This is a genomic window from Streptomyces sp. NPDC014801 (assembly GCF_043082085.1).
Classification (GTDB): Bacteria; Actinomycetota; Actinomycetes; order Streptomycetales; family Streptomycetaceae; genus Streptomyces.
Map to the genome: position 1 here is coordinate 276,114 of NZ_JBIBXG010000006.1, position 16,573 is coordinate 292,686.

Here is a 16,573-nt window from a genome sequence, read left to right on the forward strand (position 1 = left end):
CCCGAACGGCGCAGCCAACACCCTTGACATCGCTGACCACTTCACCCCCTACTGGTTCCTGCGCGACGAAGTGACAACGTTGTCCACCGCGCAGGGAGGGTGTGCTTGTCGATGCACAGAACACGGCACAGATGCGGTCCGGCGGTCGTCCTCACGGCCGCCTTTGTCATGGCGGCGGGGGCGCAGGGCGCGGCGGTGGCACTGCCCGGGCAGTCCCCGGCCGCCGGTTCGTCCTTCTCCTCCTCCTTCGAGGCGGGGGATGCGGCACCCGACTGGCTCAACACCGTCGACACCGGCGCGGACGGCACCCGGCGCGCCTCGGGCGTGGACGGCGGCTACGCGAGCGGGATACCGGGCAATGTCACCGACCATGTCACCGACGTGCGGGCGAGCGGGGAGAACACGGGCGCCGGCGAGGTGAAGGAGAACCTCGTCGACGGGGAACCGAGCACCAAGTGGCTGACGTTCGAGCCGACCGGCTGGGCCGAGTTCGACCTGGACAAACCACAGGAAATCACCACGTACGCGCTCACTTCGGCCAATGACTTCGCCGAGCGCGACCCCAGGGACTGGACCCTGAAAGGCTCCACGGACGGCAAGGACTGGAAGACCCTCGACACCCGCTCCGGCGAGACCTTCGCCGAGCGTTTCCAGACGAAGACGTACGACCTGGCCGAACCCGCCGAATACGCGCACTTCCGGCTGGAGGTGACCCGCAACAACGGCGCCTCGGGCATCCTCCAGCTGGCCGACGTGCAGTTCTCCACGGGCGCCGCGAACGGGCCGGTGCCCCAGGACATGCTCTCGCTGGTCGACCGCGGACCGAGCGGATCGCCGACCGCGAAGGCGGGTGCCGGATTCACCGGAAAGCGCGCCCTGCGTTACGCCGGACGCCACACCGCCGACGGCCGGGCGTACTCGTACAACAAGGTCTTCGACGTGGACGTGCGGGTCACCCGGGCCACGCAGCTGTCCTACCGGATCTTCCCGTCGATGGCCGACGGCGACCGCGACTACGACGCCACCAACGTCTCCGTCGACCTCGCCTTCACCGACGGCACGTACCTCAGCGGCCTCGGCGCCACCGACCAGCACGGGTTCGCGCTCACCCCGCAGGGCCAGGGCGCGGCGAAGGTGCTCTACGTCAACCAGTGGAACAACGTGGTCTCCGCGATCGGCTCGGTCGCGGCCGGCAAGACCGTCGACCGCATCCTGGTGGCGTACGACTCCCCCAAGGGACCGGCGCGCTTCCGCGGCTGGCTGGACGACATCAGCCTGCGGCCCGCCCCGCCCGAGCGGCCCAAGGCGCACCTCGCGGACTACGCGGTGACCACCCGCGGCACCAACTCCAGCGGCGGCTTCTCCCGCGGCAACGACTTCCCCGCGACGGCGATGCCGCACGGCTTCAACTTCTGGACGCCGGTCACCAACGCCGGCTCGCTGAGCTGGCTGTACGACTACGCCCGGATGAACAACGCGGACAACCTGCCCACCATCCAGGCGTTCAGCGCGAGCCACGAGCCGAGCCCGTGGATGGGCGACCGGCAGACGTTCCAGGTGATGCCGTCGGTCACCCCCGGCACCCCGGACACCTCGCGCACCGGGCGCGCCCTGCCCTTCCGGCACGAGAACGAGACCGCCCGGCCGTACTACTACGGGGTGCGGTTCGACAACGGGCTGAAGGCCGAGATGGCGCCCACCGACCACGCGGCCGCGCTGCGGTTCACCTTCCCCGGCGACGACGCGAGCGTGCTGTTCGACAACGTCACCGAGCAGGCCGGCCTGACCCTGGACAAGGAGAACGGGATCGTCACCGGCTACTCGGACGTGAAGTCCGGGCTGTCCACCGGCGCGACCCGGCTGTTCGTGTACGGCGTCTTCGACAAGCCGGTCACCGACGGCTCGTCCAGCGGCGTGCAGGGCTGGCTGCGCTTCCGGGCGGGCGAGGACCGCACGGTCACCCTGCGCCTGGCGACCTCGCTGATCAGCCTCGACCAGGCCAAGGACAACCTGCGCCAGGAGATCCCCGACGGCGTGTCCTTCGACGGGGTGAAGAACCGGGCCCGCAAGGCCTGGGACGCGCTGCTGGGCAAGGTGGAGGTCGAGGGCGCCACCCCGGACCAGCTGACCACGCTGTACTCCAGCCTCTACCGGCTCTACCTGTACCCGAACTCCGGCTTCGAGAAGGTCGACGGCAAGGACCAGTACGCCTCCCCCTTCTCCCCCATGCCGAGCCAGGACACCCCCACGCACACCGGCGCGAAGATCGTCGACGGGAAGGTGTACGTCAACAACGGCTTCTGGGACACCTACCGCACCACCTGGCCGGCCTACTCGTTCCTGACGCCCACTCAGGCGGGTGAGCTGGTCGACGGGTTCGTGCAGCAGTACAAGGACGGCGGCTGGACCTCCCGCTGGTCCTCCCCCGGCTACGCCGACCTGATGACCGGCACCTCCTCGGACGTGGCGTTCGCCGACGCCTACGTCAAGGGCGTCCCCTTCGACGCGAAGGCGGCGTACGACGCGGCCGTGAAGAACGCGACCGTGGTGCCGCCGGCCTCGGGTGTGGGCCGCAAGGGCATGGCGACCTCGCCGTTCCTCGGCTACACCAGCACCGACACGCACGAGGGCCTGTCCTGGGCGCTGGAGGGCTACCTCAACGACTACGGCATCGCGCGGATGGGCCAGAAGCTCTACCGGGAGACCGGCGAGAAGCGCTACCAGGAGGAGTCGCAGTACTTCCTCAACCGCGCCCGCGACTACGTCAACCTCTTCGACGCCAAGGCCGGCTTCTTCCAGGGCCGTGACGCGAAGGGCAACTGGCGCGTCGCGTCGGACACGTACGACCCGCGCGTCTGGGGCTACGACTACACCGAGACCAACGGCTGGGGTTACGCCTTCACCGCCCCGCAGGACAGCCGGGGCCTGGCCAACCTCTACGGCGGCCGCTCGGGACTCGGCGACAAGCTCGACACGTACTTCGCCACCCCGGAGACGGCCTCCCCCGAGGTCGTCGGCTCCTACGGCGGTGTCATCCACGAGATGACCGAGGCCCGGGACGTGCGGATGGGCATGTACGGGCACTCCAACCAGGTCGCCCACCACGTCATCTACATGTACGACGCGGCCGGGCAGCCGTGGAAGGCGCAGGAGAAGGTCCGCGAGGTGCTCTCCCGGCTGTACGTCGGCAGCGAGATCGGTCAGGGCTACCACGGCGACGAGGACAACGGCGAGCAGTCGGCCTGGTACCTGTTCTCCGCGCTCGGCTTCTACCCGCTGGTCATGGGCAGCGGCGAGTACGCCATCGGCTCGCCCCTGTTCACCAAGGCGACCGTGCACCTGGAGAACGGCCACGACCTGGTGGTGAAGGCCCCGAAGAACAGCGCCCGCAACATCTATGTGCAGGGCCTGAAGGTGAACGGCCGCAGCTGGACGTCCACCTCGCTCCCGCACGCGCTGCTCGCCCGGGGCGGGGTCCTGGAGTTCGACATGGGCCCGCGGCCGTCGGCCTGGGGCACCGGCAAGAACGCCGCCCCGGTGTCGATCACGACCGACGACAAGGTGCCCACGCCGCGCGCGGACGTGCTCAAGGGCGACGGCGCGCTGTTCGACGACACGTCGGCGACCGAGGCCGCGGTGACCACGCTCGACCTGCCGGTCACCGGCCCCACCGAGGGCGTCCAGTACACGCTGACCTCGCCGAAGGACCACACCAAGGCGCCGTCCGGCTGGCGTCTGGAGGGCTCCGCCGACGGCACCACCTGGCAGACCCTCGACGAACGCTCCGGCCAGTCCTTCGCCTGGGACCGGCAGACCCGGGCGTTCACGGTGGCCAGGCCGGGCGCGTACGCGAAGTACCGCCTGGTGTTCACCGGTGAGGCGACCCTGGCGGAGGTGGAACTGCTCGCCTGAACCGCCGGCAGGTGACCGTACGGCCCGGGGACACGCTCCCCGGGCCGTACGCGTCCGCGGGTCAGCCCACGGCGAGCGTGAACACGTGCAGGTCGGCGTTGCGGGGAAGCCGCACCGAGGTGATCCGCTTGCCGTCGGGTGCGGTGAACGGCTTCGTGGCGAAGACGTAGGTCGCCACCGGGTCGCGGTCGGCGCCGGCGACGTTGCGGTACGCGGTCCGGGCGACGACCTCGTTGCCGTACCGGACCGTGCCGCCTCCGCCGCCGACCGTCCAGTCGGTGAAGGACAGGTCGACGGTCGCGCTCGTGCCGTCGTCGTAGGTGACGGCGGCCTCGGCCTGCTGGTCGCCGTTGACCGCGCTGCCGACGAAGGACAACCGGGCGGCGGGAGAGGCCAGGCGCACCGTCTGACCGGCCGCAGAGGCGTTGTCGGGCCGGCCGGCCGGGGAGTTCGGCCAGGTGAAGGTCAGCCCGGCGACGGTGCCGTGGGCGCCCGGGGCGAGGCCCGCCGCGGCCAGCGCCTGACGGGAGTAGCTCCAGCCGCCGCCGTCGTAGTCGGCCTCGTCGTGGTCGCCCGAGTCGTCGGAGACCCCGGTGGTGTCGTAGGCGGCGAGCAGGGTGCCGGGGGCGGCCACCTTGAGCACGACCGGCTGGCGGTAGGCGGTGTCGCCGGAGATCACCGTGATCTGCGCGTCGTAAAAGCCCTGCGGGGTGTCCGGGGCGGCGGTGAGGGTGATCTCCCGGGAGCCCGAGCCGATCGTGCCGTCGGCGGGGGCGGCGGTGACGCCGTCCGGTGTCTCGACGTGGAAGCGCGCCCCGGGTCCGGTGCCGCCGTCCAGCGACACGGCCCGCACGGTCGTCGTCGTACTGCCGCCCGGCGGGACGGTCGCCGCGGTCGGCCCGACACCGATCTGGTAGGGCTGCTCGCCCTCCCGGAAGGACGGCGGCGCGTCGGCGGGGTCGCTCCCCCAGCTGCGGTCCGGAGTGGCGGACAGCGTGTAGTCGAGGCGACCGCCGTGCCGCACGAAGGACGCGGGCAGCCAAGGCCGGTCACTGGTCCGGCCGTCGACGCGCAGGGAGTGGACGTACGGGGCGCCCGCGGCGGCGCCGGCGGCGCGCACGGAGATGTCGTTGCCGTACGGCCGGTGGATCTCGATCCGCTCGAACAGCGGTGAGGCGAGAACCAGTTCGGCGCGGGAGGGCACCTGCGGGTACATGCCGAGCGCGGAGAAGACGTACCAGGCCGACATCGCGCCGAGGTCGTCGTTGCCGGGGATGCCGCCGGGCGCGGTCGACCACAGCTGCCGCATGGCGGCGCGCACGGTCTCCTGCGTCTTGTACGGCGCGCCGGCGTAGGCGTACAGGTAGGGCACGTTGATCGACGGCTCGTTGTCCAGTTCGGACTTCTCGCCGCCCGCGCCGGTGAACGCCCAGTCGCCGCCGTCGGTGTGGAAGAAGGCGTCGAGGCGCCGCAGGGCCTCCTCCCGGCCGCCCATCGCGGCGAACAGGCCGGCCGGGTCGTGCGGCACCATCCAGGTGTACTGGGCGGCCGTGCCCTCGACGAAGCCGTTGCCGGTGGCCGGGGTGAAGCCGGTGACCCAGCTGCCGTCGGCCCTGCGGCTCGCGATGTACCCGCCGCTCTGGTCCGCGGCGACGTTGAAGGTGTTCTGCCACCACTGGGCGCGGCGGGCGAAGGCGGCCGCGGTGTCCTTCTCGCCCGCCGCCGTCGCGAGCCGGGAGAGCGCGTAGTCGGCGGTGGACATCTCCAGGGTCTCGGCGGCGCCGCCCCAGGCGTTGGAGACCGACGGCATGTAGTGCAGCTTCAGGTACTTGTCGAGGGAGGGGCGCTGGCCGACGGACAGCACGGGCTTGCCGGCCGCGGACAGGTCCTCCTCGGTCGGTACGGTGGCGGCCCGGACCAGGGAGGCGAGGGCGCCCCTGAGGTCGAAGCGGGTGCCACCGAAGGCGTGGACGGCGGCGAGGGCGGTGGCGGAGGGGTCGCCGTTCATGACGTGGGTGCCGGCCGCGCCGTGCAGCCAGCGGTCCCAGACGCCGCCGTTCTGCCGGGCCAGCTCGTACAGGGACTGGGCGATGTCGGAGCCGACGCGCGGGTCGAGCAGGGTGAGCAGCTGGACCTGGTCGCGGTAGACGTCCCAGCCGGAGAAGGTCCCGTACTGGGCGCGGTGGCCGGCGCCCACCGTGTGCACCCGGCCGTCGGGGCCGCGGTAGCGGCGGTCGGTGTCGTCGATGACGTTCGGGTGCAGCAGGGAGTGGTAGAGGGCGGTGTAGAAGGTGGTGCGCTCCTCGTCGGTGCCGCCGCCGACGCGGACCGCGCCGAGCCGGTCGCGCCAGGCTCGGCGGGCCGCGTCCCGGACGGCGTCGAAGGGGCGGCCGGGCGGGTTCTCGGCGGCGAGGTTGGCCTCGGCGCCGGCGCGGCCGACGTAGGAGATGCCGACCTTGACGTTCACCCGCTCGGTGCCGGGCGCGAACCGCACGTATCCGCCGGCGCCCTTGCCGGCGACGGGCCGGCCGCCGTGCGCGAAGCCGCCGGTGGAGCCGGAGGCGGTGCGGGAGCCGGGGCTCAGCTTGTCGTCCTGCCAGGTGCCGGTGGCCTGGAAGGGCTGGTCGAAGCGGGCGGTGAAGTACAGCGTGTAGTACGACCGCTGCCCCTCGGGGTCGAGGAAGCCGCAGAAGTTGCCGGAGGTGACGGATCCGGAGACGGTGCGGTGCGCGGGGTCGATCTCGACCGTGGAATCGGTGGAGCCCACCTCGGAGTTGGCGGTGCGCACGAGCAGCGAGGCGGCCTTGTCCGCGGGGAAGGTGAAGCGGGCGGAGCCGGTGCGGGCGGTGGCGGTGAGGTCGGCGGTGACGCCGGAGTCGAGGGCGACCCGGTAGTGGCCGGGCTCGGCTCTCTCGTCGGCGTGCCGGAAACCGGCGGCGTACACGGCGTCCTTGGTGTCGCTCGCCGGGGAGGTGGTGACCTCGCCGGCGTACGGGAAGAAGGGGATGTCGCCGCTGCCGCCGGCGCAGCCGGTGCCGGACATGTGGGTGAGGCTGAAGCCGCGGATGCGGGTGGCGTCGTAGTGGTAGCCGCCGGGCGCGGCGGTTCTGGTGGCGTCGCCGCGGGTGTTCTCGGGGCTGAAGGAGAACATGCCGAAGGGGACGACGGCGCCGGGGAAGACGTTGCCGCCGTTCCTGGTGCCGATCAGCGGGTCGACGTAGGCGGTGGGGTCCGTGACCAGGGCGGGGGCCCGGTCGGGGGGTGGCGCGGCGGTCGCCGCGAGGGCGGGGGTGGCGCCGGCGGCCGCGAGTGCGGCGGCCAGCAGCAGGGACACGGGACGGAAGCGCATGGACGCGGCCCCTCCTCGTTGCGGACGGGTCGCGCACCACAGGTCGCACAAGCCGCACGGACAGTACCGTGAGCCAGCGGTAGCACGGAAGAGGGCGTGACCGCGGGCAGGCGTGCCGCCGGCTCACTCGGGCGGCTCAGCCGTCAAGTCGCTTGACATCGTTGTCCGTTGAGGCGCTAGAGTCAGGTACACACCAATCAGACAACGTTGTCGCCGCACCACGGTGACGCACAGGCCACCCCTCACGGCCCGGCCCCACCCCCCTCCGGCCGGCCGGCTCGCGGCCCGGTGGACGTCGGCTCACGTCCACCGGGTCCGCGGATCACCGCGGCGTGCTCGCCGTGGGCGGGGCGTCGTCCACCGCCCGGGGCAGTTCCACGGTGACCCGCAGCCCGCCCGTGGGGCGCGGTGTGAGGGTGAGTGCTCCGTCGTGCGCGTCGGTGATGGTCCTGACGATGGTCAGCCCCAGGCCGACGCCCGCGTGGTCGGTGTGGACGCGCTCGGTGCCGCGCTGGAAGGGCTCGGTGAGCGTCGCGGCCACCTCGGCGGTGACCCGCGGGCCGGTGTTCTCCACGGTGAGCAGCACGGTCGTGGGGCGGACCCCGGTGGTCACCCGCACGCTGCCCCGGTCCGCCAGGTTGTGGACGATCGCGTTGTGCACGAGGTTCACGGTCAGCTGCAGCAGCAGCGCCGGCGACCCGATCGTGTGGGCGACGTCGCCCTCGGTGTCGAGGGCGACACCGTGCTTCTCCGCGAGGGGGAGGACCGTTTCGGCGGCTTCCTCCGCCGTCAGGGACAGGTCGACCCGTTCCCGCGGGAAGGACCGCCGGCCGGCCCGGCTGAGCATCAGCAGCGCTTCCGTGAGGTCGATGGCCCGGGTGTTGACGGTGCGCAGGCGGTCGAGGATGTCATCGGTGTCCCGGTCCGGGTCGCTCTCGGCCAGGTCCAGCAGCGACTTCGAGATCGCCAGCGGGGTGCGCAGCTCGTGGGAGGCGTTGGCCGCGAACCTCTCCTGCTCGGCGACGTGTGCCTCCAGCCGGGCGACCATCGTGTCGAAGGCGTCGGCGAGTTCGCGGAACTCGTCCTGGCGGCCCGGCAGCCGGATCCGGTGGGAGAGCGATCCGTTCGCGACGGTGCGGGTGGCCTGCGTGATGCGGTGCAGCGGGGCGAGCATGCGCCCGGCGAGGAACCACCCTCCCGTGAGGCCGAACACCAGCAGGAACAGCATCGTCATGAACGCCATCGGGGCGAAGTCGCGCGCGACGGAGAAGCGGTAGTCGGGGACGAAGACGAGTCCGACGTGCCTGACCCGCGTCAGGAACAGCCACCCGGTGACGAGCATCAGGGTCCCGGCGACCAGCAGGAATCCGGTGTAGCTGAGGGTGAGCTTGAGACGCACGCTCCAGCCGGACGGCCTATCCACGCTCTTCTCCCCCACGCCCGGCCCCGGGTGCGGTGTCGATGCGGTAACCGGCACCGGGCACGGTGGCGATGATCCACGGTTCGCCGAGGCGTTTGCGCAGGGCGGAGACCGTGATGCGCACGGCGTTGGTGAAGGGGTCGGCGTTCTCGTCCCAGGCCCGCCGCAGCAGCTCCTCGGCGCTGACCACACCGCCCTCGGCGGCGACGAGCACTTCGAGCACGGCGAACTGCTTGCGGGTGAGCGCGACGTAGCGGCCGCCCCGGTAGACCTCGCGGCGGAAGGGATCGAGGCGCAGCTCACCGATCTCCCGCACCGGAGGCCTCGCGTGCGCCCTCCTGCGGTCGAGCGCTCTGAGCCGGAGGACGAGCTCCTGCAGGGCGAAGGGCTTGGTGAGGTAGTCGTCGGCGCCCAGTCCGAAGCCGGAGGCCTTGTCGTCGAGACGGTCGGCGGCGGTGAGCATGAGGATCGGCATGCCGCTGCCCGAGGCGACGATGTGCCGGGCGATCTCGTCACCGGAGGGCCCGGGGATGTCCCGGTCCAGGACGGCGATGTCGTAGGGGACGATGCTCAGCAGCTCCAGCGCGGTGTGCCCGTCGCCCGCGATGTCGGCCGCGATCGCTTCGAGGCGCAGGCCGTCGCGGATGGCTTCCGCCAGGTAGGGCTCGTCCTCGACGATCAGCACACGCATGGCGTCGATGCTACGAGCCGGCGCATATCGGCGGCGTATCGAAAACCGCATACGGGCGGGCAACAGCGCGCTGTGTTCACTGGCGGCATGCCTCACTCGTCACCCTCCGCGCGCACGACGACCCGACGGCCGCGCCGCCGCCTTGGCGCCGGCCCGGCCGCCCTCACGACCGCACCGGGCGGCACGGGGGGCCGGGACCCCGGCTCCGGCTCCGGCACCGGCTCTGGCTGGGGCTTCGGCTCCGGGCGTGCGCGCATCCGCCGGGTGGTGCACGCTCTCCGGCAGCCCGGGCCGTGGCGGCGTGGCCGGGTGCCGGCGGCGCTGGCGGTGCTGCTCGGCCTGCTCCTGCTGCTGCACGCCCACCTCACGGACCGCGGGGGGCTCGGCAGCCTGGTGGAGAGCTTCCTGCCATGGTTCGGCCTGTTCGTCCCGCTGCTGCTGCTCTGGGCGCTGTGGCGCCGCTCCGCCTCGGCGGTGGTGGCGCTGCTGCTGCCGGCCGTGGTGTGGTTCAGCCTCTTCGGCGGGCTGCTCGGCGACAAGTCACGCCCCGGCGGCGACCTCACCGTGGCCGAGCACAACGTCGGCGACGCCAATCCCGACCCGGCCGGCACCGCCCGTGACCTGGCCGCCTCCGGCGCGGATCTCCTGGCCCTGGTGGAACTCACCGAGCGGGCCCGGGGCAGCTACGAGAAGGAGCTGGCGCGCGCCTACCCGTACCACACGGTGCAGGGCACGGTCGGACTGTGGAGCAAGCTGCCGCTCACGGAGGTCAGGCCGGTCGACACGGCGATGGACGCCGGGCCGCTGGGGGCCACCAAGCCGGCCGAGGTCAAGCTGGCCTACAACCGGGCGCTGCGGGCGACGGTGACCACGGACCGGGGCCCGCTGGCGGTGTACGTGGCGCACCTGGGGTCCGTACGGCTGATGCCCCGCGGAGGTTTCTGGACGGACAGCCGGGACCGCAACGCGCGGGCGCTCGGCGAGGCCCTCGCCGCCGAGCGGAGCGCACGGGTGGTCCTGCTCGGCGACCTGAACGGCACCACCGACGACCGCGCGCTCGCCAGCATCACCTCGCGGCTGCGCTCGGCCCAGGCGGAGGCGGGGGACGGCTTCGGCTTCACCTGGCCGGCGGCCTTCCCGGTGGCGCGGATCGACCAGATCCTGGTCCGCGGGGTACGGCCGACGCGCTCCTGGGTGCTGCCCGCCACCGGCAGCGACCACCTGCCGGTGGCGGCCCGCGTCGGCTGGTGACGACGCCCCGGCCGAAGTGCCGGCAGCAGCGTACGAACGCCCGAGGGCCGCACCCCCACGACGGGGGTGCGGCCCTCGACCGCTGTGCCGTACCGCTTACTTGCGGATCAGGCTGCGCAGCACGTACTGCATGATGCCGCCGTTGCGGTAGTAGTCCGCCTCACCGGGGGTGTCGATGCGGACGACCGCATCGAACTCGACGCCGGTGTCGGTGGTGACCTTCACCGTGCGCGGCGTGGTGCCGTCGTTCAGCTCGGTGACGCCGGAGATGGAGAAGGTCTCCTCGCCGGTCAGGCCGAGGGACTCGGCCGACTGGCCCTCCGGGAACTGCAGCGGCAGGACGCCCATGCCGATGAGGTTCGAGCGGTGGATGCGCTCGTAGCTCTCGGCGATGACGGCCTTGACGCCGAGGAGCGCGGTGCCCTTGGCCGCCCAGTCGCGGGACGAGCCGGAGCCGTACTCCTTGCCGGCCAGGACGACCAGCGGGATGCCGGCGGCCTGGTAGTTCTGCGAGGCGTCGTAGATGAAGGAGACCGGGCCGCCGTCCTGGGTGAAGTCGCGGGTGTAGCCGCCCTCGGTGCCCGGCGCGATCTGGTTGCGCAGGCGGATGTTGGCGAACGTGCCGCGGATCATGACCTCGTGGTTGCCCCGGCGCGAGCCGTAGGAGTTGAAGTCACGACGCTCCACACCGTGCTCGGTGAGGTACTTGCCGGCCGGGGTGTCGGCCTTGATGGCGCCGGCCGGGGAGATGTGGTCGGTGGTGACCGAGTCGCCCAGCTTGGCCAGGACGCGGGCGCCGGAGATGTCCTCGACCGGGGCCGGGTCCATCGTCATGCCCTCGAAGTACGGGGGCTTGCGGACGTAGGTGGACTGCGGGTCCCACTCGAAGGTGTTGCCCGTCGGGACCGGCAGCGACTGCCACTGGGCGTCGCCCGCGAAGACGTCCTGGTAGGACTTGTTGAACATGTCCTCGCCGATGGCGTTCGCCACGACGTCGTTGACCTCGGCCTCGGAGGGCCAGATGTCCTTCAGGTAGACCGGGTTGCCGTCCTGGTCGGTGCCCAGGGCCTCACGGGTGATGTCCACCTTCATGGAGCCCGCGATGGCGTAGGCGACGACCAGCGGCGGGGACGCCAGGTAGTTCATCTTGACGTCGGGGTTGATACGGCCCTCGAAGTTCCGGTTGCCGGAGAGGACCGAGGTGACGGCGAGGTCGTGGTCGTTGACCGCCTTGGAGACCTCCTCCGGCAGCGGGCCGGAGTTGCCGATGCAGGTGGTGCAGCCGTAGCCGACGAGGTTGAAGCCGACCTTGTCGAGGTACGGGGTCAGGCCGGCCTTGTCGAAGTAGTCGGTGACGACCTTCGAGCCCGGGGCGAGGGTGGTCTTGACCCACGGCTTGCGGGTCAGGCCCTTCTCGACCGCCTTCTTGGCCACCAGGGCGGCGGCGACCATGACGTACGGGTTGGAGGTGTTGGTGCAGGAGGTGATGGCCGCGACCGTCACCGCACCGTGGTCCAGCTCGTAGGTGGTGCCGTCGGGGGCGGTCACCTGGACCGGGTTGGACGGGACGGCACCGGTGCCCTGGCCGTGCTGCGGGGCGCCCGCGCCGTTCTCCTCGTGGCCGTAGGCCGGGGCGTCGGAGGCCGGGAAGGACTCGGCGCTGGCCTCGTCGACCGGCGAGGTGGCGGCGGCCGGCGTCTGCGCGACGGGGGCCTCGACGTAGTTGAGGACGTCCTTGGCGAACTGCTGGGCGGCCTCGGCGAGGACGATGCGGTCCTGCGGGCGCTTCGGGCCGGCGATGGAGGGGACGACCGTGGAGAGGTCCAGCTCCAGCTTCTCGGAGAAGTCGGGCTCGGCGGCCGGGTCCAGCCAGAGGCCCTGCTCCTTGGCGTACGCCTCGACGAGGGCGACCTGCTGCTCGGAGCGGCCGGTCAGGCGCAGGTAGTTCAGGGTCTCGTCGTCGATCGGGAAGATCGCGGCGGTGGAGCCGAACTCCGGCGACATGTTGCCGATGGTGGCGCGGTTGGCCAGCGACGTGGCGGCCACGCCCTCGCCGTAGAACTCGACGAACTTGCCGACCACACCGTGCTTGCGCAGCATCTCGGTGATGGTGAGCACGAGGTCGGTGGCGGTGGTGCCGGGCTGCAGCTCACCGGTCAGCTTGAAGCCGACGACGCGCGGGATCAGCATGGAGACCGGCTGGCCGAGCATGGCGGCCTCGGCCTCGATGCCGCCGACGCCCCAGCCGAGGACGCCGAGGCCGTTGACCATCGTGGTGTGCGAGTCGGTGCCGACCAGGGTGTCGGGGTAGGCCTGTCCGCCCCGCACCATGACCGTGCGGGCCAGGTGCTCGATGTTCACCTGGTGGACGATGCCGGTGCCGGGCGGGACGACCTTGAACTCGTCGAAGGCGGTCTGGCCCCAGCGCAGGAACTGGTAGCGCTCCTTGTTGCGGCCGTACTCCAGCTCGACGTTCTGCTTGAAGGCGTCGTTGGTGCCGAACTTGTCGGCGATGACGGAGTGGTCGATGACCAGCTCGGCCGGGGCGAGCGGGTTGATCTTCGCCGGGTCGCCGCCCAGCTCCTTCACGGCCTCGCGCATGGTGGCGAGGTCCACCACGCACGGCACACCGGTGAAGTCCTGCATGATCACGCGGGCCGGCGTGAACTGGATCTCCTGCGACGGCTGCGCCTGGGAGTCCCAGCTGCCGAGAGCGCGGATGTGGTCGGCGGTGATGTTCGCGCCGTCCTCGGTGCGGAGGAGGTTCTCCAGCAGCACCTTCAGGCTGTAGGGAAGGCGCGCGGAGCCCTCGACCTTGTCCAGCCGGAAGATCTCGTACGACTCGTCGCCCACCTGCAGCGTGCTGCGGGCGTCGAAGCTGTTCGCCGACACGACAGTCTCCTTCATTGATGTGCGCGTACCACCGTCAATCGTGCCGCCACGCCGGCTTGGCCGTCCGGTAAGGTCAGACTAAGTCAGGGTTGCCTTACTGGAGTGGCGACCACGGTGCGCCTCGGCAGATATCTCGATGTCGAGATAACAGTAGTACATGGGCGCTCGATGGTCATGCCCGACCCGGCCCCGGGCCGGGCATCGTGCCCCTACCAGTCCTGCTCGGCGGTCATCTTCGCCGGGGCCAGCACCTCGACATGGCCGTGATCGCCGTACAGGGACTGCCGCCAGTGGGCGAAGACCCGGGCCGTGCGCCGCAGCGGCTCGTCCTGCCCCACGTCGTACTCCGCCCGGACCCGGGCGAGGGTGCGGGCACCGCCCTCGGTCGTGCACACGCTGACGCTGTGCACATGGGCGGCGAGGGCGGCGTCCCCCTTCGCCGCGCTCCCCCGCAGGTACGCGACGAACTCGCGGGTCATGGAGTACCAGCGGTCGGACAGATCCGCGTCCTCCTCGGTGTCGACGGGGGGCGGGCCCTGGTCGTCGGAGGTGGTGTCGGGGAGGTCCTGGCCGCCCTGCTCGTCGGAGGTGGTGTCCGGAAGGTCTCCTTGATCGTCGGAGGTGGTGTCCGGAAGCTGCCCCTGGTCGTCGGAGGTGGTGTCCGGAAGCTCTCCCTGGTCGTCGGACGTGGTGTCCGGGAGGTCCGCGCCGCCGTCGGTGTCCTCGTCGGTGTTCTCCGGGACCGAGACGTCGCATGACGCCGCGGACGCGGACGGGTGCGGTTGCGGGCTCCGTGACGTCGGCGAGGCGACCGCCGCCGGTCCGGCACCCGCGCCGGCGCGCTCGGTGCCGCACGAGGTCAGCGTGCAGCAGCAGGCGAGCGCCGCGGCGACGGCGAGTCGCCGCATCGGGATGTTCATGGGTGTCCCCCTTTCGGAGGGTCAGAGGGAGACACCGGGGGCGAGGTTCCACGCCGTACGACACGCCCATCACGCCGTACGGCACGTCACATCATGACATCCGACGATTTGCCCGTATCTTTCGCAGGACGGGGTACCCGTGTCCGCGCACGGCGTTGACGGGGCGTCACCCGAATGGACCCCCTGACGAGCGCCATCTCATATCTGAGATAACCTCAACCTCATGGCAGACGACTACCTCGTACGCATCGGCAAGCTCATCCGCGACGCCCGGCAACACCGAGGCTGGACGCAGACGCAGCTGGCCGAGGCGCTCGGAACCAGCCAGAGCGCCGTCAACCGCATCGAGCGCGGCAACCAGAACATCAGCCTTGAGATGATCGCTCGCATCGGTGAGGCGCTGGACAGCGAAATCGTGTCGCTGGGTTACGCGGGCCCGATGCATCTGCGCGTCGTCGGCGGCCGCCGGCTGTCGGGGGCCATCGACGTCAAGACGAGCAAGAACGCCTGTGTGGCCCTGCTGTGCGCGTCTCTGCTCAACAAGGGCCGTACCGTGCTGCGCCGGGTCGCGCGGATCGAGGAGGTGTACCGCCTGCTGGAGGTGCTCAACTCCATCGGCGTGCGCACCCGCTGGATCAACGACGGCGTGGACCTGGAGATCGTGCCGCCGTCCGAGCTGGACATGGGCGCCATCGACGCCGACGCCGCCGTCCGCACCCGCTCCATCATCATGTTCTTCGGTCCGCTGCTGCACCGCATGGACCGCTTCAAGCTCCCCTACGCCGGCGGCTGCGACCTCGGCACCCGCACCATCGAGCCGCACATGATCGCGCTGCGCCGGTTCGGCCTGGACATCGCGGCGACGGAGGGTCAGTACCACGCCCAGGTCGACCCGTCGGTGCGTCCGGACCGCCCGATCGTGCTGACCGAGCGCGGTGACACGGTGACCGAGAACGCGCTGCTCGCGGCCGCCCGCCACGACGGCGTGACCGTCATCCGCAACGCCTCCTCCAACTACATGGTCCAGGACCTGTGCTTCTTCCTGGAGGCGCTGGGCGTACGGGTGGAGGGCATCGGCACGACCACGCTGACCGTGCACGGTGTGCCGGACATCGACGTGGACGTGGACTACTCCCCCTCCGAGGACCCGGTCGAGGCGATGAGCCTGCTGGCCGCGGCCGTGGTGACCGAGTCGGAACTGACGGTGCGCCGGGTCCCGATCGAGTTCCTGGAGATCGAGCTGGCGGTCCTGGAGGAGATGGGCCTGGACCACGACCGCACCCCGGAGTACTTCGCCGACAACGGCCGTACCCGCCTGGTCGACCTCACGGTCCGCCCCTCCAAGCTGGAGGCGCCGATCGACAAGATCCACCCGATGCCGTTCCCCGGCCTGAACATCGACAACGTCCCGTTCTTCGCGGCCATCGCGGCCACCGCGCAGGGCAAGACCCTCATCCACGACTGGGTCTACGACAACCGGGCCATCTACCTGACCGACCTCAACCGCCTCGGCGGCCGCCTCCAGCTCCTGGACCCGCACCGCGTCCTGGTCGAGGGCCCCACCCGCTGGCGCGCCGCGGAGATGATGTGCCCGCCGGCCCTGCGCCCCGCCGTGGTCGTCCTGCTGGCGATGATGGCGGCGGAGGGCACCTCCGTCCTGCGCAACGTGTACGTCATCAACCGCGGCTACGAGGACCTGGCCGAGCGCCTGAACTCGATCGGCGCGCAGATCGAGATCTTCCGGGACATCTGAAGGTCTTCGGAAACAGCGCCACCACACCCCTCCTGACCTGCACGAACGCGAGACGGGAGGGGATGTGGCGGCGCCTCTGGGACTTTTCTGGGATTTTTGGCCGCCGCCGAAGGCTTCTGGTCGCCGCGCCCTCGACGTGATGCGTCGTGCGATCCGCGAGCGGGTCGGCAAGCGGGGCGTGTCCGCATACCTGGAGAAGGCCGCACAGCGGCCCCCTCGTCCTGGACAGCGAGGGCCTGGCCAAAGCCGTACAGCGCGACCGCGAGGGTCTGCGAGTGGCTCATCGCCGCCCTCGACGCCGACCTTCCGGTGATCACCTCGGCCACCGCCCTCGCCCAGCCGGGCCGAGTCACGATCCTGACGTCCGATGTCGAGGACATGGCGT

General features: G+C 71.3%; 8 protein-coding genes. 3 read left to right on the plus strand and 5 right to left on the minus strand.

All coding sequences use genetic code 11. The features are described 5' to 3' along the window. Positions 1-168: 168 nt before the first annotated feature. The gene (locus tag ACF1AL_RS16475) at positions 169-3,912 is read left to right on the plus strand and encodes a GH92 family glycosyl hydrolase (RefSeq protein ID WP_391826404.1); all 3,744 of its coding nucleotides are present in this window, start codon (positions 169-171) and stop codon (positions 3,910-3,912) included. A 61-nt stretch (positions 3,913-3,973) separates the two neighbouring features. Here ACF1AL_RS16475 and ACF1AL_RS16480 read toward each other — a convergent pair whose 3' ends face one another. From ACF1AL_RS16480 to ACF1AL_RS16490, 3 genes are all read right to left on the minus strand, one after another. Next, positions 3,974-7,261: a GH92 family glycosyl hydrolase gene (locus ACF1AL_RS16480; protein ID WP_391826268.1), complete on the minus strand. Its 3,288-nt coding sequence runs from the start codon at positions 7,259-7,261 to the stop codon at positions 3,974-3,976. Positions 7,262-7,583: 322 nt separating this feature from the next. Continuing rightward, positions 7,584-8,684, minus strand: a complete 1,101-nt coding sequence (locus tag ACF1AL_RS16485) for a sensor histidine kinase (RefSeq protein WP_391826270.1) — start codon at positions 8,682-8,684, stop codon at positions 7,584-7,586. After that, positions 8,677-9,372: a response regulator transcription factor gene (locus tag ACF1AL_RS16490; RefSeq protein ID WP_391826272.1), complete on the minus strand. Its 696-nt coding sequence runs from the start codon at positions 9,370-9,372 to the stop codon at positions 8,677-8,679. Before ACF1AL_RS16490 ends, ACF1AL_RS16485 begins: the two co-directional genes overlap by 8 nt. An 87-nt stretch (positions 9,373-9,459) precedes the next feature. Between ACF1AL_RS16490 and ACF1AL_RS16495 the strand changes: the two genes are divergently transcribed. After that, complete coding sequence (locus ACF1AL_RS16495) at positions 9,460-10,623, plus strand: endonuclease/exonuclease/phosphatase family protein (RefSeq protein WP_391826274.1); 1,164 nt, start codon at positions 9,460-9,462, stop codon at positions 10,621-10,623. Positions 10,624-10,719: 96 nt separating this feature from the next. On the opposite strand, the gene ACF1AL_RS16500 is transcribed toward ACF1AL_RS16495, so the two are convergent. Further along, positions 10,720-13,515 carry an aconitate hydratase gene (locus tag ACF1AL_RS16500; RefSeq protein WP_391657890.1) on the minus strand — a complete coding sequence of 932 codons (2,796 nt, stop codon included), beginning with the start codon at positions 13,513-13,515 and terminating at the stop codon, positions 10,720-10,722. A gap of 209 nt (positions 13,516-13,724) precedes the next feature. Further along, on the minus strand, positions 13,725-14,435 hold the full coding sequence (locus tag ACF1AL_RS16505; RefSeq protein ID WP_391826276.1) for a hypothetical protein: 711 nt from the start codon (positions 14,433-14,435) through the stop codon (positions 13,725-13,727). A gap of 223 nt (positions 14,436-14,658) precedes the next feature. On the opposite strand from ACF1AL_RS16505, the gene ACF1AL_RS16510 reads away from it, so the two are divergent. Beyond that, positions 14,659-16,188, plus strand: coding sequence for a helix-turn-helix domain-containing protein (locus ACF1AL_RS16510; RefSeq protein WP_391703504.1), 1,530 nt, complete (start codon positions 14,659-14,661; stop codon positions 16,186-16,188). The last annotated feature ends 385 nt before the right edge of the window (positions 16,189-16,573 follow it).

Coding starts and splice junctions, on each gene's coding strand:
- ACF1AL_RS16490 (WP_391826272.1), bottom strand. CDS start 9,372: ATGCGTGTGCTGATCGTCGAGGACGAGCCCTACCTGGCGGAAGCCATC.
- ACF1AL_RS16480 (WP_391826268.1), bottom strand. CDS start 7,261: ATGCGCTTCCGTCCCGTGTCCCTGCTGCTGGCCGCCGCACTCGCGGCC.
- ACF1AL_RS16475 (WP_391826404.1), top strand. CDS start 169: ATGGCGGCGGGGGCGCAGGGCGCGGCGGTGGCACTGCCCGGGCAGTCC.
- ACF1AL_RS16510 (WP_391703504.1), top strand. CDS start 14,659: ATGGCAGACGACTACCTCGTACGCATCGGCAAGCTCATCCGCGACGCC.
- ACF1AL_RS16505 (WP_391826276.1), bottom strand. CDS start 14,435: ATGAACATCCCGATGCGGCGACTCGCCGTCGCCGCGGCGCTCGCCTGC.
- ACF1AL_RS16495 (WP_391826274.1), top strand. CDS start 9,460: ATGCCTCACTCGTCACCCTCCGCGCGCACGACGACCCGACGGCCGCGC.